The following is a 22,318-nucleotide window of genomic DNA, read 5'->3' as shown; positions in this document are numbered from 1 at the left end:
CTGCAAGTTTGCTTCAACTTTTGGCTATAAGTGTCGGAGCTACTACACTTATATATTTGGCTGCTAAAGGACTTCTTTCATTAAAGTCAGGTGCTTTATGGGTAGCTGGTAAGGTGACGAATAGCAATACAAAAAAATAAAAGGTAATGTGCATTATGAAGCAATGAGAACATCAAATTCTTTGGGGATATGGGTTGGACCAGGTAGATCTAAAACAAAGGCTATTGCTAGGTTGAAAAGGGGATTAGATACCTGGAGTATTGGATCATCAAACGCACTTAGTATTGCAAAAGGTGCTTCCTCAACTGGATGATATCGATATGATGAACCACATTCAGCTAAAAAAGGAAAGCGTACGTTTGCACATTATCATCCTTATGAATATGGTACCCATTCATTCTATGGTGGGGGAAAACTCTGGTAATTTATTAATTTAATTGATAAAGGATGTATAGTATGGGGAAAAATCATTATTTAGGGAAACTATTCCCTCCTAAGAAAATTAAAGATGTAGATTATATATTAGAATATTATTTTGAAGGAATAGAAATCTCTAAAGAAGATAATCGTATAAAATTCATTTTAGATGATCCATATGCTCCGGAAATGGAGCTGATTAAGGGCGTTTACGTAATCAGTAAAAAAGCAATACTTGAATTGCTTGAGGGAAGAATTCATTCGATTTATAGTTATGAATTTAACAGCCCCAAAAAGAAAACTAGAACTATTTCAGACGAAGATATAGAATATGTACTAGAAATGGCAACTGTTGTTGTACTTGCAAGTGAAAATGATCAAATACTTACAACATTTTTTATTGCCGGTTCGGGAGAAAAGTTAAACAGTATATTAAACTTATGCCGCGGTTACTCAAAAGATTTAGAGAATAATGAGTTTAAAGTTAGTTTGCAAAATTTTATTAACGATATTGAAGTGGTTAAGCAGATGGGATTATTACAAGAAATAATCGTAAATGAGTAGAGCGAAAGCTGATTCATAAAAAAGCTGTAAGTTTATTTTACAAGACCCTTAATCCATTATAGTTTGAGGGTCTCATATGTGCGCTAGGCATGAGCATATATACATCCTTTGTTCAGAAATCACAATAAACCATAGTTGGATTCTTCACTTATAATATACCATGAGTCATTGCTACAATCCATTTAAATTAAGTATCTCTATTTTGATTGCTTTCCTTCCATAATTGATAAAAAGTGTAACTGTATCTACTCAACTGATTTTAAAGTCTCTTAAAAAGAATGCTAACATTTTGCTAACGTAATCCCATAAAAAGCGGTAAATCCCTGTTATAGATGTTACAGTCAACAATATCCAAAACGTTTTACCGCACTTTTCGTACCTCTCGTTAACGATATTACACACTCTCATTTTACGGGCGGCATGATGTAAGAGTTGCTCAAACTCTTTTAATAGAAGAGTTATTTTGTTAACAAAACATTAATTGTTAATATTTTGAATTATAAAAGAGACTTCTACCGAGATAATACTTAGGAGAAGTCTCTTATTCTTTAATATCTAATGTGAGATTTTAGTAAGACTCTAAAATGTAGTAAAATTTTATTATGTTTTTGTCGAATTAATGACTGTTTACAAAAACAGAATTTTATGGAAAACTAGATATATATTCCTCACACACCTCTTAATTGGCAGCACTCTTGTGATATTTATCCCTTTCTTTTAGGAAATCTTATAATCTTCTCAAATGTAAGTATATACACCCGGAATTTTTCTGTTTTTTTACACCAAAAATGAATGCGTTTCCATAATGTTATATTTTTAATTATAAAATTCTAAGGAGGGATATAAATGGGGCATGATATATACGGTATAAATAAAAAAGGAGAACAAATAGCTTATGCTCGTTTTAGCATGGGAAATGTAAATGCATTTATTTTATATGACTTATTGAATGCTGATGAATATAATGGAGGGGTTAGTGGCATAGGTGGTAGATGTACTTTTTCTTTGCAAGAGTTAGAGAAAGCCTTACATGAATTTGAACAGACTTTTGGCACCGTGGCAACAGAAGAATATGATGATTGGGATATTCGTCAGATTAAAGAGTTCATACAAAACTGCTTGGAAGTAGCAAAAAAACAAAAAAGTATAGATGTTGTATTTATGTAGATATTTTTAAGAAGGGTATTACAGAGTGGAGGAAATATATAAAGTAAAAGACCACTCCTGTCAAAACGGTGACTGGGTGGTCTCTTCTTTAAAAACTCCCTATCAAAACGGTGATTGGAAGTATCACATGTCATACTATACGTAAATTATAAACAAATATTCATTGTTAGTCAAGAAGGTGATGTTTTGAAGTACAATATCTTTTTCGATGAATCAAATAAATTAGATGCGGAGAAAAAATATTCTTACTATGGCGCATATGGGGTTGAGCAATCTAAATGTGATGGTATAGTAGCAGATATAAACAAAATTTTAACAAGTACTGGTAAGAAAAGTGAATACCACTTTACGGAATATAATAATGACAAGGATATCGCTCCCTACATATATTGTTTACACCATTTAATAAACACAAACTTACACATTAACATATTCGTCGTAGATAATGATACTGCATTTAATTTTGCTAGAAATGCTGATATTACGGTTACAGAATTACGTAATTTATTTTATGTTAAAATTCCAGAAAGGCTCTTTTATGGTTTAACTAGAGGTCTTTCAAATGATTTTAGAACCGTTGAGATTGTAGTTGATCACAGTCCAGAGTATGGAAGAATGAGAGTATATTCAAAATTAAAACAGCAAATGAATGCACATGCCATTTACCGTGGTATGAAATACTATGTGAATAAGTCTTGGTATCAAGAATCACATACATCTATTCCACTCCAAATAGTTGATTTATTTATGGGAATTATAGTCTTTCTAATGGAAAAGTCATATTTAAATACTAATGACGATAAGCCAATTATTAAGAGTGATCTTATTTATCGTTTTCTTATTGAAGAAAATAATATAGAATTATTTCAAAAACAAATCAATATTTTTGAGTGGGATGGACAAAAAGATTTTATTCATAAAGTTAATATTTCAGAGTATTTATCACAATTTATGGCTTTTAAAACGCAATTTGATCTTAATGAAATGACAAAAATTATAAATATAAGAAGGCCTAGGGACACTACTAGGGATATAAGAACAAGAATGTGTTATAAAAATAATCAATTAAGAATGTTGCTTGGATATCTTGATCAACTTAATGGAAAAGGAAGAAATTCATTCATTATGCAAAATTACGATAAAATTTTCTAAGTCGTATTTCTAAAACCTTAAATTAGCTATATTATCAGGTAAATTGAATAAAGCTACTCATTAGTTGTAATAGCTATTGAGTAGCTTTTGGCTTTTGCTGAATTTATAGATGAGATCCATTAACCTTTATCACGGGGGCAACGTCCGTAATACCCTAAAGGAGAGATTCGAGCTATAGCAAAGAAGATAAGTGGAAGATTAACAGACGCGAACTTCTTGATAAGTCTAACTTTATTTATATATTTGCTTAGTTAGTCTTAGGCGGTAGTAATGATGTGCAATAAGCACCCTTTATTTTTATTTAAAATGTTAATTCTAAGAATAATTCAAATATATTTCAAAATAAACTAAAAACTCTATAAATTTATTGCAAAACACATCTATTCGGGTATATAATTTCAAAAAAAGACGATAATTTAAAATAAGAGAGGTGATAACTATGGAGTACGAAAAATTAACAAAGATTTTTTATAAAGAAGGTAACGAATTTTATAAGAATGAAATAGATAAAAGAAAAAAAAGCTACGGTAGCTATTTAATCCCCTTACATATTAGAGGGTTTAGAAAAGAGCAAAAAATTAACGAATCCTACCAATTGTTTTATGTAAATACCCATCAATTAATGTCTTTAAATAACCAAGTATTGATCAATAGTTCAAAGATTTCTTCATTAATTAGTAAACTTCCTAATTTTGTTGTAGAACCCTATTTCCATAAACTAATAGTTAATGAAGCACAAAGTAATAATGAAATAGAAGGTATTCGGAGTACCAAGAAGGAATTAAAAGAAGTATTAGATGATGTAGTAAGATTAGAAAAAAAACGTAAAAGGTTTAAAGGGCTCATGAAAACGTATTTGTTTATCGATAAAATTGAACCATTTACAGCGATCTCTGATTTTAGGATGTTATACGATGATTTAGTTTCAGATGAAATTGATAAAAATGATGAACCAGATGGTGAACTATTTAGAAAAGGATATGTAGAAATAAATGATGGAACAAAAACAACACATATAGGTATTAGTACGGAAGTCAAAATTATTGAGTCACTACATGCGTTAATAAATTATCTTGATGATGAACAACATTTAGAATTGTACCGGTACATGGTTGCGCATTATTATTATGAGTATATACATCCTTTTTATGACGGCAATGGAAGGACAGGACGTTTATTAGTGTGTAGTTACTTATCCAGATATTTAGAGAGATATTCTGCTATTACTTTCTCGTATGCTATCAATAAGAACAAATCTAAGTATTATAAAGCTCTTGAAGAAATCCCTTTTCCTTTAAATAAAGGGGAAATGACCTTTTATTTAATAGATATGTTAGAGTTGCTTTCCTCGGGCCAAGAAGGAATTATTGAAGACTTGGAAATAAATTTGTCAAAAATGGAAAGAATTAAAGAATCATTTAAAAGTGGTATGTGGAATGAGAGAAAAGAGGAAGCAGAATTAATGGAAATTTTGACTCATCTTAGTGTATTTGTTCATGATGATGCAAACTTTCCTGTCACTAAGCTGATGGAAATCTCTAACCAATCAAGGTACAAAATAAATCAAATAATGAGCAACTTAGAAGATAAAGGATATGTTAAAGTCGTTAAGCAAAGACCGAAAGAATATAAAATAACGGACGAATTTTTGGAAAGTATTTTGGTTATCTGAGAAAAATATTGTCTAAACTAGAGTTAAAGACTTTAATGATTGGAGTAGCCTTATGGATATTCAAGAACAGCTCAGGTCTGCTTTAAAAGAGATTGATAGATTAAAAAAGGAAAATATACAATTAAAAAAGAAGCTCTATCGAAATACACATCATCATTGCACAACTAATGTGAAGAAAACTGAGCAGGATTTTACTTCTAAAGAAAAAGCAGCCATTTCACTTTTTATTAACATTTTTCGTGGCAGAATGGATGTTTTTGCTACAAGATGGCAATCGAGTAAAACAGGTGAATCTGGTTACGCACCATCATCTGAAATCAAGTGGGATAAAAAGCATCCGCGGAAAAAATCTCGGTTATTTCATCCTCTAACACCTCAAGTAATCTATGATCATTTAAATGGGACAAAAACGGTAGGAATATATCCGTTACTTGAAGATAACACGTGTTATTTTCTGGCTGTCGATTTTGACAAAAAGCTGTGGCAGGATGATGTGCGTGCATTTATTGGAACTTGTAAAGATTTTGAATTATCCTATCATATCGAACGCTCTCGTTCAGGCGAAGGAGCTCATATATGGTTCTTTTTTGAAAAAGCAATAAGTGCTTCTATAGCTAGAAAATTAGGCTCTTTTTTACTAACTAAAACATGTGAAAAACGCGTTGGAGTTGGCTTGAAATCCTTTGATCGAATGTTCCCTAGTCAAGACATTTTAAAGGAAGGAGGTTTTGGCAATTTAATAGCGCTCCCGTTTCAAAAACAAGCAAAAATAAAAGGGAATAGTGTGTTTGTAAATGATTCGTTCCAGGAATTTGACGATCAGTGGCAATATCTTTCGTCGATAAGAAGGATATCTGAAGCATCTATCTTAGAAATAGTAAATGATTTCTCTGATGAAGGAAATCCAATCAAAGTGAGAGAGTCAACTGAAAATATTGAAATGCCACCAGAAATGACGATCGAATTAAAACAAGGTATACAAATTCCCAAAAAATCATTACCTAGTACGATTCTAGATGAATTACAAAAACTTGCGACATTTGGAAATCCGGCGTTTTACAAAGCACAAGCAAACCGTTTCTCCACACATCGAATCCCTAGGAAAATTGATTGCACACAGTTAAGTGACAATATGCTTGTATTACCACGAGGTCTATTAGAAAAAGTAAAAGAGATTTTCGCTAATTATAAAATATCTCTTAACATACGAAACAACCAATACGAAGGGAAACCTATTAATTCTCAGTTTTCTGGTCAACTCACTCTCCAACAGGACGATGCCGTTACTGCTATGACTAAATATGATAATGGAGTATTAGCAGCAGCTACAGGCTTTGGAAAAACAGTGACAGCGGCAGCATTAATCAGTAGAAATGAAATCAATACACTGATAATTGTGCATCGAACTCAATTAGTTGATCAATGGAAGGAAAGATTATCAACTTTTTTAAACATTCCAATCAAAGAAATTGGTCAAATTGGTGGTGGGAAAAATAAACCTAACTTTCATATAGATATAGCTACCATTCAATCGCTAAATCACAATGGTAAAGTTAAATCTGAGTTACATCAATACGGGCAAATTATCGTGGATGAATGTCATCACATTTCTGCTGTTAGCTTTGAAAAGGTATTAAAAGCAGTTCGATCCAAAAAGGTGTATGGCTTAACCGCAACGCCAGTTAGGAAAGATGGATTACACCCGATAATTTTCATGCAATGTGGACCTATAAGGTACAAAACCAATCAGAAGCAGCAAGCAAATATCCAGCCATTTAATCAAACTCTAATCAAAAGAAAAACTTCATTCAAAACAGAGGAAACGGATATCCAAGCTATCTATTCTTTGTTATCGACTAACAAAGAACGAAATGACATGATTTTTAATGATGTTTTACAAGTTCTTGAAGAAAAGCGATCGCCTATCGTGTTAACAGAACGATTGGACCATGTGAATGAGCTATATGAGCTTTTTAAAGGATTTGCAAAAAATATTATTATTTTATCTGGAGCAATGAAGAAGAAAGAACGAAAAGAAAAGTTAGAAGAGTTAATCAGCTTACCTGACAGTGAAGAGAGATTGTTAATTGCAACAGGACAATATGTGGGAGAAGGGTTTGACGATTCTAGATTAGATACACTCTTCCTTACAATGCCAATCTCCTGGAAAGGAACGTTGCAACAATATGTAGGACGGCTTCATCGGGATCATAGTGGTAAAGATGAAGTAAAAGTATTTGATTATGTTGATACAAACGTGGAAATCTTACAGAAAATGTTTGAAAAGCGGTTGAAGGGATATAAAAGTATTGGTTATCGTATAAGAGGTGAAAATAAAGAGAAGAGCCAACAAATTCAGTTATTCTAGAAGCTTGAAGTCAATAAAATGGTATAATTAATTAACAAAAGGATCTAGGTAACTGAATATTTGTCAATAAGGTGAATTTTAAAGAAATCAAATATAGAAGAAAAGTAAATATGTTTCAGTGAGAGAGGTGTAGCAAATGTTCGAACATATTAATCAAATGAAGAAAGCTTTAGATGACAATAGACCTTTACCTAAATATGCAGTGAAAAGCTTACGTGAAAAGTTATTACTCGACTGGACATATAATTCAAATGCTATTGAAGGAAACACGCTAACGATCAACGAAACAAAGGTAGTTCTAGAAGGAATTACTGTTGGTGGCAAAACGCTACGTGAACATTTAGAGGTTATTAATCATCGGGATGCGATTCATTTTGTAGAGGAGATTGTGCAAAAGGGTGAACCTTTGTCGGAATGGCAAATTAAAAATATACATCGTCTTGTACTAAAAGGAATTGATGATGAATATGCAGGTGTATATAGGGACCAACAAGTTTTTATTTCTGGTGCGAAACATATCCCACCGGCTCCTTTTCTGATAAAAGAAGAGATGGAACAGTTGATGATATGGTATGAACAAGCAGAAACAAAAAAATTACACCCGGTTACTCGTGGAGCTATGCTGCATGCTATTTTTGTTGGGATTCACCCATTTATTGATGGAAATGGTCGGACATCCCGTCTGTTATTAAATTTAGAACTCATGAAAGCTGGTTTTCCACCAATTGTTATTAAAGTGGAAAATCGAATAACATATTATGAAGCATTAGATAAAGCACATACACAAAAAGAGTATGAGGACTTTATTAAGTTAGTCGCGGACGAAGTAGAAGATTCATTAAACCTTTATTTAAGTGCGATAAAATAAATGCTTAAATATATACAATATACTGATAAGTTTAGGATAAACGCTCTCACATCAATTTAGCTCAATGCTAACATTTAAGCATATAAAGGTAGTCTTCTCATTAGTTGTTTAAACTTGAGAGATGCCTTTTTTTTGCATGCATTACCAGCAGGACTAAGTGCTGAAAGTCCCATTAAATGAGTGCAAGCTTATCCCAACATCTTTATTGTTTTAATTGGTAAGGGAGAAGTGTTTAATGTGGTAATAAAGCGATAATGGAGATGCTTTTTCATATAATAGATGTTATTAACTGTACATGGGGATTTTAAAAGTAAAATTATTATTCAAACTCTATAAAATTGTGAAGTTATTTTTCTTATGCTAAAGTATGTATAATTATCGTACAGGGGGCGGTGAAGGATGCTTTATCAATATGAGCAGATAGACTATGAGGTTGATTTACCAATTAACATCTTTACACATACAGTAGAACAATTTCCTTTTCATTGGCACGAAGCTACTGAAATGCTTTTTGTGTTAGAAGGTGAATTGGATATCAGAGTTAACCAAGATGACTATCAACTTAACACGGGTGATGTTTTTCTTGTGAATGGAGATGAGCTACATTTTATCAATTCTAGGACAGTATTTGGACAGACACATGTGTTAGCTTTGCAATTTGATAACAGATACTTTAAGAAACTGGGTACCGATCTTGAGCAAAAAAGATTCTATTTGAATTCAAGAGAAGTTGAGGAAGGATCAATGTTTGTCTTAGATGAAATAAAATATATTCTAGCCAATATGATGGACCTGGTATTGAATAAGAAAAACCTTTACCACCTTAAGGTTAAGAAAATGCTACTAGATCTTGTGGTCATTCTGCTAGAGCATTTTGAGGTGCCTAGCAAAACAAGAAAAAAGCGAATGGAAGATGACCAAAGACTTGCAGAAATACTCCATTATATGAATGAACATAGTCTAGAAATACATTTTGGATTGCAGGATATAGCAAAAAAGTTTTCATTAAATCCTCATTATCTGTCCAGATATTTTAAATCAAATGTGGGGGTATCTCTGAAAAAATACTTAGATAATATGCGCTTAAATAAATCATTGTTTACCTTGCGGACAACAGATGAAACCGTAACAGAGATAGCTCTTAAATTTGGTTTTCCAGACAGTAAAGCTTATTACAGAGTCTTCAAGGATGTATTGGGGGTAACACCAATGCAGTATCGAGAACAATATCGATTAGAACTAAAAAAAGGCATAGTAAAGGATTATCTGAGCATAAATAGTAAGGAATCATTTACAAATTTATTTAAATACATAGATCATAAGGATAAGGGCGATGTTCAAATACAAAAAAGTGAGACAAGAACGATTGATGTTTCCAATAATTTAAATAAAATAAATCGTTCTTTCACTAGATTATCGTCATTTGGGTTTGCTCCTCATGCCCTAAGAAAGGATTTTTATGATCAATTGAAACAGATTCAAGACGAAATAGGATTTGAATACATTCGATTTCATGGAATTTTTTCAGACCAACTCATGGTCTATAATGAAAAAACGGATGGGTCCTTTTATTTTAACTTTAATCACATAGATTCTCTATTGGATAATTTGCTTGACGTCCATGTAAAGCCTTTTATTGAAATTGGTTTTATGCCAAAAGATTTAGCAAGTACTGATAAAAGGATATTTTGGTGGGATGCGTTTGTATCACCTCCAAAGGAAATGGATCGGTGGCTACAATTACTGGATGCATTTTTCAGACATTTAATTAATCGATATGGATTGCAAGAAGTTAGAACATGGTATTTTGAGTTCTGGAATGAACCGGAAGTACAACATTTCTGGGGGGAGACAAGGCAGGAGTTCTTTACCTTTTATGCTGAGAGTTATAGGTGCATTAAAGCAATAGATCCTGAATTGAAAATTGGAGGATTTGGAACCATTGACTTTTCCCAACATCAAAATTGGTTAAATGATTTTGATGCTTTTGCGCAAAATGAAAAGATTGGTGTAGATTTCTTTACATTTCATGTTTATAATTTATCCAAGAATCCTTTACCTAAACCCGAATCAATGAGTGGTATGGACGTAACAGGAACCGTCATGCAACAAATAGCTGAATCGAGTAGCATTATGATAGGGGATGAAGATAATTTTTCAACACGCATTGACGATATTATTAAAAGGAGCAAAGGATTGGTATCTCTAAATAAAGAACTATGGATAACGGAATGGAACGCAAATACTGATAGTAGGGATCCGTTACACGACACATGTTATATGGGGGCCTTTATCACAAAAAATGTGATCGAAAACTTTGAAAAAGTGAAAGGGATGGGTTTTTGGACATTTACAGACATATTTGACGAGTTTCAATTGGAGCAGCCGTTATTTCATGGTGGATTTGGATTAGTGACCTATAATGGAATAAAAAAAGCAGGGTATCATGCATTCTCCTTCCTAAGCAAGCTTGGTGATTATTTAGTTTCAAAACAAGAAGATATGATAGTCACTAAATGCGGAGAAGATTATCAAATCTTACTTTTCAATTATAGCCATCCCAATCATCTATACCGAACATTTGACTATTCACAACTGTCACCAACTAGTCGCTATATGGTATTTGAAAAGGAACGTGAGAAGTCATTCCAATTAACTTTAGATGGCTTACATGGTGAGTATATAATTAAGAAACAGTATGTTAATAGGCAACAGGGGTCTTCTTATGATGCTTGGGTAGACACCGGAGCATCTGATGATATCGACAATGATACAATGAACTATATTAAAGGAAGAGCGGAACCTGGAGTGAAAATACAGCATATTTCTGTAAAAGAAAATTATAGTCTTGCAACATCCTTACAACCTCATGAAATACAATTGATTGAAATAAAACGCCGGTATTAATATTGAAATCCCATACATTTGCATAAGGACTGAAAAATAGACAACACTGCCTTCATCAATGGCAGTGTTGTCTATTTTTTATAAAAGTCAATAATCGGAATAGCATTTCTTAATTAATGGAATGTATTCATAGGTATTGGATAGTATATTGTAACTAACCTGTAGGAAAGGGAGATGTGATTCATATCTTTCCTGGTAATAAAGAGGTGAGAGGGGTAAAAACAGGAATACTGAAAATAAAGTAACAAAATGGTGCTATTCTATCTATCAGAAAAGTAATATCGAGATGATTTTACACATGCAAATTGAAAACGTTATCTTAATATTTGCAATTAGAAAAAATGATTCTGGATATTCTTTGAAATGAAATATATCAAGAAGTTGGAGGGGATTATCGTGTTTGAATACTTTAAAAAGAAAAAAAACAAGAAGCAAGAAATATTGCAACGTGTGAGGGAAGATAAGGCTAAACGTAAAGAAAAAAAGCTAGAAATTGCGGCTTTGCCAGAATCAGAACGAAAGGCAGAGATTGAGAAGGATAAACGGTTGCGAAAAGAGCAAAAACATCAAAGAAAAGAAGAATTGAAATCATTAAGCCGTAAAGAAAGAAAAGTAGCGAAAAAAGAAGCTAAAATCTATAAAAAATTGAAAAATAGACCATGGCGTATCACGGGCTGGTCTGTTGTTGCTGTATTGTTACTAACTATTGGTGTCACTGTAGGACCGACAGTTTTTAGCTTATTGGAGAATATTACTGGTAAACATATTACGATTGATACAACAAGTGAAGAGGCTGTTCAAGCAAGAGAAGTAGCTGATGTTGTTTCAGAAGAGATTGCGAATGAAGGATTAGTATTATTAAAAAATGAAAATAACTCCTTACCATTAGAAGAAAAAAAAATCAACGTATTTGGCTCCACAGCGTTTACTTTTAAATATGGTGGAGGTGGTTCTGGTGCATCAGACCAAACTCGTGCTGTGAATTTATTTGATGCACTTACGAATGCAGATATCGAATATAATCAGGAATTATATGACTACTATACGGGATTGCCAGAATTGAAAGCAACAACAGGAGATTCGGAAACAGGTGTTGTTCAAGTAATTAAAGGAATGCTCAGTGGTGACGATGCAGCTGGTGAACCAGATGTAACCGATGCTGCATTAGCTCAAGCGAAAGAGTACTCTGAAAATGCAATGATTATTATTCAGAGTGAAGCTGTAGAAGCTTCTGATGTAAGTATTGATCAGCTAAAGTTATCAGATGAAATGCATGCTCTAGTTGAAAAAGTAGCAGAAAACTTTAGTAATGTTACCATTATTGTAAATGCTGGTAATACGTTAGAGTTAGGATTTGTTGAGGAATATCCAAGTATTCAGTCCGTTCTTTGGGTTGGAACACCTGGACCATTTGGAACGAATTCCCTTGCTAAAGCACTATCAGGAGATATAAATCCATCAGGCCGTATTACAGATACCTATGTCTATGATGTAGAGTCTTCACCAGCAAGTGAGAATTTTGGAGATTATCAGTATGAGAATTTAGATAAAGCTTACCTTAATTATGAAGAAGGGATTTATATAGGATACAGATTCTATGAAACTTTCTATCAAGGAAATGAAGAAGCTTACAATCAAACAGTTCAATTTCCGTTTGGTTCTGGTTTAAGTTATACAACATTTGATTGGAATATAGTTAATCAAGAATTAAACAATGATTCTATTGAATTGCAAGTAGAGGTGACAAATACAGGTGAAGTAGCTGGTAAGGACGTTGTTCAAGTATACTATTCTGCTCCATACACACCAGGAGGAATTGAAAAGTCTGCCATTAATTTAGCCACATTTGAAAAAACAAAATCATTAGAACCAGGAGAGTCAGAAGTATTAACTATTCAATATGATACAAGAGACATGGCTTCTTATGATATGGAAAATGAAAACTATATATTAGAAAATGGAACATACGAAATTAAACTTGGTAAGAATGTTCATGAAATTGATAACACACTAAACTTTGAATTAGCTAAAGATATTGTGTATCAAACAGATGCTGATACAGAAACGGAATACAAAAATCGTTTTACTCAATCAGAAAATGAATTAACCGTACTTTCTCGGAACGATTGGGAAGGAACATACCCGTCAGATCAAGATGATTCACCAATTGCAAGTGATAAAGTGATCGAAAGAGTGCAGGGACATGAATATAATGACGATGTAGAAATGCCTACAACAGGTTCTTACAATGGGGTTAAACTGGAAGATCTAGAAGGGTTAGATTATGATGATCCTTTGTGGGATGAATTTTTAGATCAATTGACTACAGACCAAATGATCAATTATGTATCAGAAGGTGCTTATCACACAAGAGCAATTGAAGACCTTGGTATTCCAAACACAGTTTTAATGGATGGACCTGCTGGTTTTAGCTTTTTCTTTAAACAATTTGAAGCCGGTGCATACCCAACAGAGATCGTTGTAGCATCGACTTGGAATAAAGATTTAGCATACAAGATGGGTGAGGTGATTGGACAAGAAGCAAAAGCTTACGGTATTCATGGATGGTACGCTCCAACTCTTAATGTTCATCGTACGCCACAAGGTGGAAGAAACTTTGAGTATATGTCAGAAGACCCTGTGTTAAACGGTATGATTGGTGCAGGTATGTCAGAAGGTGCTACTGACCAAGGTATTACCGTATTTATGAAACACTTTGCAATGAATGAGCAAGAAACAAATGCACGTTCTGGGATTCTAGTATGGTCTAATGAACAAGCGATGCGAGAAATTCACCTGCGTCCTTTTGAAATGACTGTGAAAGAGGCTGGTGTAACAGGTACAATGTCTAGTTTTTCTTACATTGATGGGAAATGGGCAAATCCAGAATTATTAAATGGAATGCTACGAGATGAGTGGGGCTTTGAAGGTTTCGTATCTTCAGATGCGGTGTTTGGATTTATGGAATCACCACAAGCCATTACTTCTGGTAATGATGTAATGTTAGATATTTTTTCAATTCCACAAAACAAAAGTACTTTAAAAGAAGCATATGAACAACATCCAGAAGCGATTACAGTGGGACTGCGAAATAGCATGCATAACGCACTATATGCAACACTTCAAACGTACATTTTTAACTAGAAAAATGATTTGATCAAACAAGAAGGCGGACATAGTCCGCCTTCTTACCATTAATAACTTTGGGGGCAGTTTAGAATGAAACATAAAAGTATAATTAAACAAATGACATTGGAAGAGAAAGCTTCCCTCATGTCTGGAAAAAACTTTTGGAATACCAAGGCTGTGGAAAGGCTTGGTATTCCATCCATTATGCTAACTGATGGTCCACATGGACTGCGTAAACAAGGTGGGAAAGCAGATCACTTAGGATTAAACAAAAGTTTGCCAGCAACTTGTTACCCAACAGCAGCAACGTTAGCAAATAGTTGGGATAAGTCACTTGCATATGAGGTAGGGCAAGATATCGGTAAGGAAGCTCGCAGTGAAAAAGTAAGTGTCTTACTTGGACCTGGACTAAATATCAAACGTAACCCATTATGTGGACGTAACTTTGAATATTTTTCAGAAGATCCATACCTAACTGGTGAACTTGCTAGTGGAATGGTACAAGGAATTCAGTCTAATGGTATTTCAGCTTGTCCTAAGCATTATGCAGTAAATAGTCAAGAACATATGCGAATGACGATTGATGAAATTGTGGATGAACGTTCACTTAGAGAAATTTATTTAACTGGTTTTGAAAAAGTAGTGAAAGAAAGTAACCCTTATACAATCATGTCTTCTTATAATAAGGTGAATGGCGAATATGCAAATGAAAATCAACATTTAGCAAATGAAATTTTATACGATGAATGGGGCTTTGATGGTGTTATTGTAACGGACTGGGGGGGAAATAATGACCGTGTTGCTGGCTTAAAAGCTCATAACCAACTAGAAATGCCATCCACTAATGGAATTACGGATAAGGAAATTGTTGACGCAATACATGCAGGAACACTAGATGAATCGATATTAGATGAAGCAGTAGATCAATTGTTAGCTCTTATAAATAAAGTGCGTTTAGATGATAAAGAATCTGTGCAAGTAGATTATGAAGAGCACCACAAAAGATCCGTTAATGCAGCTCGTCAGTCAATGGTACTGCTGAAGAATGAAAAAAATATTCTGCCACTTAAAGCCGGAGCAGAAGTAGCAGTTATTGGTGACTTTGCAAAAATTCCAAGGTATCAAGGCGCAGGTAGTTCCTTAATTAATCCTTATAAGTTAAGTAATCCACTTGATCATTTACAAGATTCTTCTTTAAATATAGTTGGTTATGCACAAGGATTTAAGCGTATGGGAGGAAAGAGCAGTAAATTATTGAAAGAAGCAACAAGTCTTGCGGAGTCTGCTGAAACAGTAATTGTATTTATTGGTCTTGATGAAAGTAAAGAAGCAGAAGGGGTAGACCGAGAGGATTTAAAACTGCCTCAAAATCAGCTAGAGCTTGTTGAGTCTTTAGTAAAAGTAAATAAGAATGTGGTTGTTGTTTTAGCTGGTGGTGGAGCACTTGAATTACCATTTGCAGATGATGTACAAGGTATTTTACACACCTACCTTTCAGGCCAAGGTGTTGGGGAAGCTGTCGTTGATCTTCTAATCGGTAAACACAATCCTAGTGGTAAATTAAATGAAACATTCCCAATTGATTATATGGATGTTCCTTCTTCGGCATACTATCCGGGAGATCAAGCAACAAGTGAACATAAGGAAGGATTATTCATTGGGTATAGATATTTTGATACAGCTAATTTACCAGTGCGTTATCCATTTGGATATGGGCTATCTTATACTACTTTTGAATACAACAACATTGATATCAATGGTTTAACTGTAAGTTTTGATCTGACAAATACAGGTGAATTGGCTGGAGCTGAAATTGCACAGTTGTATATTGAAAAGGCAGATTCAAGAATTTTCCGTTCAAAAAAGGAATTGAAAGGTTTTGATAAAGTTTACTTGGAACCTGGTGAAACGAAGCGAGTTACACTAGAGTTAACTAAACGAGATTTCTCTTACTATAACCCTGAAAAGAAGGATTGGGAGATTGAATCGGGGAATTACAAGATTCAAATAGGAAGTTCCCTTCAAGAGGTTCATTTAGAGGAAATGATTGAGCTGGAAGGTGTTTCTCCGTCAGTTTTCTTAAAAAATGAATTTCCGAACTATGCGTCGGCTAATGTAAAGGATATCCCTGATTCAGAATTCGAAAAAATATTAGGAAGAAAACTACCTCCGAAAGAATGGAATCGTCATAAAGATTTAGGAATGAATGACACAATTAATCAGGCGCAGTATAAGAACTGGATAGGAAAAACGTTATATAAATCTATCATGTTCTTCTATGTTTTCTTTAAAAAGATTGGAAAACCATTAACGGCAAATAACGTTTACTTTATTATAAACATGCCATTTAGACAAATTGACCGTTTTTCAGGTGGGAAAGTTAGTAAAAAGAAGGTGGAGGCATTACTAAGATGGATTAATCGCTAAATTTATACGGAAACATACTAAACACTTTTGCCTATAGCATTTGGTGAAAGATAAAGAGGGCTTCTCTGTTTTTTTGAAAAATATGAGAAGCCAAAAGAGTGAAGCATTACACATCGCTTTCAAATTTTTTCGAATGTCACTTGGTATTGCAAGCCATCTCTTTTTTGCTAATTCATCGTTAGACATATCAATCTCTCCTCTTTTTAATTACATAACGAATGATTTAATGCTCTGCATCTCAAGGTGATACATTTTCGTACTTTATAAGGACACTGCTATGGTACAAGTCTAACAACACTGTCGCGTATTTATCCAATGAAAAAGTTTTATGCTTTTTGTTTTCTATATTTAAAAAAGTAACGTGTATATTATTAAAATATCTGTTGGATAATAATGAAAAAAGGTAGTCTGCTCAATGCCAAACTATATCCCTTATTTAATCCTGACTATTATAAGCTTAACAATATTGATAGCAGTAATTATTCATAAGCGTCAATTTGGATTAACTGTATTATTTTTAAGTTTTGCTGGAATAGTGTTTACAGCAGAGTTTTTCGTCTTTGTTATTGGAAACAGTTACGTTTATTATCCCGAAGTGCTTGCCGTACAATACTACGATAACGCGCTAGGGGCAATTGTCTCAAATTTGTTTGTCATTCCTGTCTTAGGTGTAGTAACCGCGGTGTATCAACTGAGGTTGCGTTGGCTCATCCTATTTGCAATAACATTGGTAGGTGTAGAATGGTTATTTGAGTGGTTAGATATTTACCATACAAACTGGTGGAACAAGGGTTTTACGTTCTTTGTCGCCCTATTCTTTTTCTCATTATCTAAATTTTGGTTGCGTGCTCTGCAACTAGGGACTAAATGGTCTCGTTTTTTAACTTTGTGGATGCAAGGCTGGAGTGGTGTGGGGACCGTAATGTTTATTATGTCCGTTGCAGCTATTCGTTACTATCAATTTGGCTTTTTTGATGATGTTTATCGGGATAACATTTTTGTCTCAACGATCATGGGTGTATTAAAAAGTTTAATCTTTGTTATTGGAATTCTCCTTTTTCAAAAGCTTCGATGGCGTTTGCTTGCGCCGATTTTGGTTTACGGAATCGATCTGCCCTTGTATTATCTAGGCGTACTTGTGGTGGAAATACCATTTTACATCTATACAATTATATATATCGTACTGGCAACCCTTTTACTTTTTTGGACTCAATATGCTTACTCCTTTATTTGTAAAGTGAAAAGCTAATTTCAATACTTGAAACTTTTTCCGTTTTATAACGACATATGTTATAAAAGGGTGGAGGTAACTTTGAGGAACATAATCTTTCTTTTTATAATAATAAATTTTTTGATCATAATGGCTGCGGGCTGTGAAATGAGAGATAGTACAGGTAATTCTATGAGCGATACTGATGTAGACTTTGAGGAAGATGACTATAAAAAAATTGTTCCCCTCAATAATCAGTTGGGATTTGATTTATTGTCAGAAGTTGAGGAGGATGGCGATGGTAATACATTCATTTCCCCAATAAGTCTATATATAGCGTTATCGATGGTATATAACGGGGCTGATGGGGTGACAAAAGGAGAATTAGCGAAAGTTTTACATTTTGAAGATATGTATATAAATGAATTTAATAAAGCAAGTGCATCCTTGATGTCAATGCTACATAATGATTCAGAGGAAATTCAATTACATATAGCTAGCTCTATTTGGTTAAACAAAAATTTTCATTTTCAGAATGATTTCTCTCAACATAATAGTGATTACTTCCATGCAGAAATACAGGAACTTGATATATCTGATAGCACTTCTCCTCAAAAGATCAATGATTGGGTTAAAAAATCAACCAAAGGTAAAATAGAAGAAATTGTAGAGACACCATTAAATCATGATTTAGTAGCCCTACTTATTAATGCGATCTATTTTAAAGGTGGGTGGAAGTATGAATTTGATGAAGATCAAACTGAAAAACAACCTTTTTGTGTAGAAGAAGGAGTCACAAAAGATGTGCCACTTATGACCCTTACTGAAAAAGTATCTTATATGGAAAATGATTACTTTCAGTCGGTTTCTCTTCCTTACGGTGATAGTGAGATGAGTATGAACGTATTTCTTCCTAAACCCCACTCCAGTACCGAGGAAATTAAAAAAATGCTGGCGAATGATAACTGGAAAAAATGGAGATCAGCATACCATGAGCAAGAGGGAACAATCATTCTACCAAAATTTCAAATGGAATATGAAGTATTGATGAATGACACATTAGAGAAACTTGGTATGAAGACAGCATTTGATAAAGATGCAAATTTTACTAAAATGATTAAAGAGAATGAACCTGTATGGATAAGTAAAGTGAAACAAAAAACCTTTATTGAGGTAACCGAAGAAGGGACAGAAGCATCCGCCTCAACCTCTGTTGAAATGGTCACAGAGTCGGCCCTAGTAGATGAATCATTGTCATTCCATATGGAAGTGAACCGCCCCTTTTTCTTTGCCATTACAGATGACGAAACAGGTACCATATTATTCATGGGGGACATTACTAATCCGCAGGCAGCGAAATAATCCTTTTCGTTAGCTGAAAAGCCATCCTTTTCAGTTGAAAGGATGGCTTTTGCATCATATATAGGGTTATATAATTGGATAATAGGGTTGATAGATTGGGTTAGTGAAATAAGGTGGTCTGGGTCCAATCGTCGGTACTTTCAATCGCGATAGGTTAGCATTGTACAATAACGTTTCCTTTTCAAGAGATTTTGGCATTAATAAGTATTTAACTTCTGGGTTGTAATAATAATGCATTTTTTCACCTCCTGTTAGTAGACTATGCGCTTCTTTTTTTAGTGAGCTAGTTTAGTTGTCTCTTCTTAATGAGACAAACACGTCAAATGCCTACTAAACATAAAGTACTCTATGCAGAACAAAAAGTTTTGAAGGAGGCTTTATAATGAGTGATAAAAGTCAAGGGCATCAAAATTATCCGATGCATCCTAATTACGGTAAAATAACTCGCTATGAAGAGGTTGCTTTAACGGTTCCAGAACAACGCCAATTTCGACAACCAGGTGTAGAAGATTTGATGGTGCCAAAGCCGATTATTGAAAATCCCAACTACAAGGGAAGTGGGAAATTACAGGATAAGGTTGTGCTTATTACAGGTGGAGATAGTGGGATAGGAGCAGCCGCCGCAATTGCCTTTGCAAAAGAAGGGGCAAATGTAGCTATTGCATACCTAGATGAACATGATGATGCAAACAGAACGAAGAAGCGCATTGAAGAATTGGGCAAAAATTGTTTGCTGTTGCCAGGAGATTTAAGGGATAAGCTTCAGTGCATTAAAATTGTAGAAAAGACAATTGAAAGATTTGGTCAGCTCGACATTTTATGTAATCATGTGGGTATTCAGTTCCAACAATTAAGTCTAGAAGATATTACGGATGAACAGTTTGATGATACTTTTAAAGTTAATATATATTCGCATTTTTATACTACTCGAGCAGCACTAAAATACTTGAAATCCGGAAGTTCGATTATTAATACTTCTTCTGTTGTTGCGTTTTATGGTTATGATCAATTAATCGATTATACGGCGACGAAAGGGGCTAATATCGGATTTACTCGTGCTCTTGCTAGAAACTTAGTTGATAAAGGTATTAGAGTAAATGCGATTGCTCCGGGTAAGTTTTGGACGCCTTTAATACCTTCGAGTTTCTCTGCCGATGAAGTCACACTTGCAGGTAATCCGATGGACCGTCAAGGGCAACCATTTGAATTAGCCCCAACGTTTGTTTATCTTGCCTCAGATGATTCCCGATTTGTTACGGGACAAACGTTACAAGTAAATGGTGGACAAATATTTGGATAAGGAGCAGTGAACGTGTCAAAGTAATTACTCAATCCAACATATTTGAAATATGAGTTTTGCTTATTTTTTAAAGAGTAATATACCTCTATCTGTTCATTTTTTACTTTATGTACATTGTTTATTGCTAATAGAGCATAAATTGACTCATCTTGTACATAATAAGGCTATAATTTGTATGATTTGGGAGGTACTTTATGACGGATAGAAAGATATACCTAACATCTGGTGAAATTGCTTCTTTATGGACGGGCTACATGAATGACAGTATGGCGAAATGCGTGTTAAGTGTTATGTTGCAACATATAAAAGATTCTGAAATAAATGCTGTTATTCAGAACGCTTATGACAATTCTTCAAATAACCTTGAGCAATTACAAACGATTTTTGAACAAGAAAATTATGCGATACCAACTGGTTTTAATGACAATGATATTAATTTGGATGCCCCTTGGTTATATACAGACACATTTTGTTTGAATTATATAAATCACCTATCAAGAGTTGGAATGATCGGCTATAGTGGTGCTCTTTCTATGTCAACTAGGGAGGATATACGAGAATACTTTACTCAAGTTCTGAATCAGACGGCAAACCTCTTTAATCGTTCAAGTGAGGTTGCCTTATCAAAAGGAGTAACGGCAAGGCATCCATACATGGAAGTTCCGAAAGAACAAGCTTATGTCGATAGTAAGAACTATTTGAGCGGACTAAACCCTTTTAATGAAAAAAGGCCATTAAACGCAGTGGAGATCTCCCATTTGTACTTGAATATTATGACAAATTCGATAGGTGTAAAGTTGTGTTTGTCGTTTGCGCAAACGTCGCCAACGAAAGAGATACAAGAATTTATGTTGAGAGGTAAAGAGGTTTCAAAGAAACATATTAAAATTTTTGCTGATACACTTTTTAACGATGAAATTGAGGCGTCGCGACTTCCGGATCTTTCCGTTAGTGACTCGACTACTCAAACGTTTTCCGATAAATTAATCATGTTTCATATGTCACTGATGATGACTGCAGGAGTCGGAAATTATGCGACTGCCGCGGCAGCAAGTCAACGAAATGATTTGGTGATTAATTATGAACGCCTGTCATTGGAAGTAGCAAAGTTAGCCAAAAGCGGAGCAGAAATTATGATTAAAAACCATTGGTTAGAGCAACCGCCTGGAATTAAAGATAAGGAAAAGCTAGCTAGAGAAAAATGACTCTGGGACAAAAATAAAAAATTAGAAAAATCCAAACGATTGTGAATTGTTTGGATTTTTCTTCGTATTTGGAAGATACTGCGGCATATCTGAAGTGGTAATTTTGAGATTTTATATGTGCTTTACAACCGCTCCGGCTTGTCCGTTTACTTTTCCGCGGGTTTTTACCCTAAGCTAACTTTTTAAGCAAAGTTCACTTAAAAAGTGGATCTTAGGGTAAAAACATCCCGCAGGAGTGAAAACGGACGCCTTCGCTCTAAATGGATTCTGCAACTGTTGTCACAGTTATCATTTTGAAGTTTCTATAAGTATTTCGTTTACATTATGCGATAGTAGTCTTTATTTCAACTCTTGCATCTGTTGTAGAATCTCAATGAGCGCAGGCGTCCACTGCGACTCCTTGGGGATTAGCATGATCTGAAGATCCACTTTGGAAAGTGGTCTTCTTTCCAAAGTTAGCTGAAGAGAGCATGCCCCCCGGAAAGCGAAGTGGGCAAGCCGGAGCGGTTTTTACGCACACAAATCATGTCAAAATTACCACGAGGTTATGTCGCAGTTTCCGGTTATTAC

Annotated in this window: 14 protein-coding genes; 13 read left to right on the top strand and 1 reads right to left on the bottom strand. The window is 34.2% G+C overall.

What is annotated here, in order from left to right; genetic code table 11:
* Positions 1 to 456 precede the first annotated feature (456 nt).
* The 11 genes from BN3107_RS03455 (at position 457) to BN3107_RS03400 (ending at position 19,243) form a co-directional block, all read left to right on the top strand.
* Entirely contained in the window at positions 457 to 981 is a 525-nt protein-coding gene (locus tag BN3107_RS03455) for a hypothetical protein (protein ID WP_058306248.1), read from the top strand.
* 846 nt (positions 982 to 1,827) lie between these two features.
* Complete coding sequence (locus BN3107_RS03450) at positions 1,828 to 2,148, top strand: hypothetical protein (RefSeq protein WP_058306247.1); 321 nt, start codon at positions 1,828 to 1,830, stop codon at positions 2,146 to 2,148.
* Positions 2,149 to 2,334: 186 nt separating this feature from the next.
* Positions 2,335 to 3,300 carry a DUF3800 domain-containing protein gene (locus BN3107_RS03445; RefSeq protein WP_077065042.1) on the top strand — a complete coding sequence of 322 codons (966 nt, stop codon included), beginning with the start codon at positions 2,335 to 2,337 and terminating at the stop codon, positions 3,298 to 3,300.
* Between the two features lie 439 nt (positions 3,301 to 3,739).
* Positions 3,740 to 4,972, top strand: a complete 1,233-nt coding sequence (locus BN3107_RS03440) for a Fic family protein (protein WP_058306245.1) — start codon at positions 3,740 to 3,742, stop codon at positions 4,970 to 4,972.
* A 52-nt stretch (positions 4,973 to 5,024) separates the two neighbouring features.
* Positions 5,025 to 7,340, top strand: a complete 2,316-nt coding sequence (locus BN3107_RS03435) for a TOTE conflict system archaeo-eukaryotic primase domain-containing protein (RefSeq protein ID WP_058306244.1) — start codon at positions 5,025 to 5,027, stop codon at positions 7,338 to 7,340.
* Positions 7,341 to 7,476: 136 nt separating this feature from the next.
* Positions 7,477 to 8,208, top strand: a complete 732-nt coding sequence (locus BN3107_RS03430; protein WP_058306243.1) for a Fic family protein — start codon at positions 7,477 to 7,479, stop codon at positions 8,206 to 8,208.
* Between the two features lie 399 nt (positions 8,209 to 8,607).
* Positions 8,608 to 11,115, top strand: a complete 2,508-nt coding sequence (locus tag BN3107_RS03425; RefSeq protein ID WP_058306242.1) for a GH39 family glycosyl hydrolase — start codon at positions 8,608 to 8,610, stop codon at positions 11,113 to 11,115.
* 396 nt (positions 11,116 to 11,511) lie between these two features.
* A complete protein-coding gene (locus BN3107_RS03420) occupies positions 11,512 to 14,259 on the top strand; it encodes a glycoside hydrolase family 3 N-terminal domain-containing protein (protein ID WP_058306241.1) in 2,748 nt (915 codons plus the stop codon).
* 75 nt (positions 14,260 to 14,334) lie between these two features.
* On the top strand, positions 14,335 to 16,671 hold the full coding sequence (locus tag BN3107_RS03415) for a glycoside hydrolase family 3 C-terminal domain-containing protein (protein ID WP_058306240.1): 2,337 nt from the start codon (positions 14,335 to 14,337) through the stop codon (positions 16,669 to 16,671).
* Positions 16,672 to 17,086: 415 nt separating this feature from the next.
* On the top strand, positions 17,087 to 17,920 hold the full coding sequence (locus BN3107_RS03405) for a hypothetical protein (protein WP_058306238.1): 834 nt from the start codon (positions 17,087 to 17,089) through the stop codon (positions 17,918 to 17,920).
* Positions 17,921 to 18,049: 129 nt separating this feature from the next.
* Positions 18,050 to 19,243: a serpin family protein gene (locus tag BN3107_RS03400; protein ID WP_187370989.1), complete on the top strand. Its 1,194-nt coding sequence runs from the start codon at positions 18,050 to 18,052 to the stop codon at positions 19,241 to 19,243.
* A gap of 66 nt (positions 19,244 to 19,309) precedes the next feature.
* Here the strand turns inward: BN3107_RS03400 and BN3107_RS19960 are convergent, their stop codons facing one another.
* A complete protein-coding gene (locus BN3107_RS19960; RefSeq protein WP_187370988.1) occupies positions 19,310 to 19,480 on the bottom strand; it encodes a hypothetical protein in 171 nt (56 codons plus the stop codon).
* A gap of 145 nt (positions 19,481 to 19,625) precedes the next feature.
* Between BN3107_RS19960 and BN3107_RS03395 the strand changes: the two genes are divergently transcribed.
* Both BN3107_RS03395 and BN3107_RS03390 read left to right on the top strand, forming a co-directional pair.
* Positions 19,626 to 20,543 (top strand): SDR family oxidoreductase, encoded by a 918-nt coding sequence (locus BN3107_RS03395; protein ID WP_058306236.1) that lies wholly within the window; start codon positions 19,626 to 19,628, stop codon positions 20,541 to 20,543.
* 194 nt (positions 20,544 to 20,737) lie between these two features.
* Positions 20,738 to 21,748: a DUF3231 family protein gene (locus tag BN3107_RS03390; RefSeq protein WP_058306235.1), complete on the top strand. Its 1,011-nt coding sequence runs from the start codon at positions 20,738 to 20,740 to the stop codon at positions 21,746 to 21,748.
* Positions 21,749 to 22,318 lie beyond the last annotated feature (570 nt).

The organism is Gracilibacillus massiliensis, from assembly GCF_001458115.1.
In the GTDB taxonomy this organism is placed as follows: Bacteria; Bacillota; Bacilli; order Bacillales; family Amphibacillaceae; genus Gracilibacillus; species Gracilibacillus massiliensis.
This window is presented reverse-complemented; position numbering and strand designations above follow the sequence as displayed.

Excerpts from the sequence above, each read along its gene's own strand:
- BN3107_RS03455 (WP_058306248.1), top strand. The coding sequence starts at position 457 with ATGGGGAAAAATCATTATTTAGGGAAACTATTCCCTCCTAAGAAAATT.
- BN3107_RS03450 (WP_058306247.1), top strand. The coding sequence starts at position 1,828 with ATGGGGCATGATATATACGGTATAAATAAAAAAGGAGAACAAATAGCT.
- BN3107_RS03440 (WP_058306245.1), top strand. The coding sequence starts at position 3,740 with ATGGAGTACGAAAAATTAACAAAGATTTTTTATAAAGAAGGTAACGAA.
- BN3107_RS03435 (WP_058306244.1), top strand. The coding sequence starts at position 5,025 with ATGGATATTCAAGAACAGCTCAGGTCTGCTTTAAAAGAGATTGATAGA.
- BN3107_RS03430 (WP_058306243.1), top strand. The coding sequence starts at position 7,477 with ATGTTCGAACATATTAATCAAATGAAGAAAGCTTTAGATGACAATAGA.
- BN3107_RS03425 (WP_058306242.1), top strand. The coding sequence starts at position 8,608 with ATGCTTTATCAATATGAGCAGATAGACTATGAGGTTGATTTACCAATT.
- BN3107_RS03415 (WP_058306240.1), top strand. The coding sequence starts at position 14,335 with ATGAAACATAAAAGTATAATTAAACAAATGACATTGGAAGAGAAAGCT.
- BN3107_RS03405 (WP_058306238.1), top strand. The coding sequence starts at position 17,087 with ATGCCAAACTATATCCCTTATTTAATCCTGACTATTATAAGCTTAACA.
- BN3107_RS03400 (WP_187370989.1), top strand. The coding sequence starts at position 18,050 with ATGAGAGATAGTACAGGTAATTCTATGAGCGATACTGATGTAGACTTT.
- BN3107_RS19960 (WP_187370988.1), bottom strand. The coding sequence starts at position 19,480 with ATGCATTATTATTACAACCCAGAAGTTAAATACTTATTAATGCCAAAA.
- BN3107_RS03395 (WP_058306236.1), top strand. The coding sequence starts at position 19,626 with ATGAGTGATAAAAGTCAAGGGCATCAAAATTATCCGATGCATCCTAAT.
- BN3107_RS03390 (WP_058306235.1), top strand. The coding sequence starts at position 20,738 with ATGACGGATAGAAAGATATACCTAACATCTGGTGAAATTGCTTCTTTA.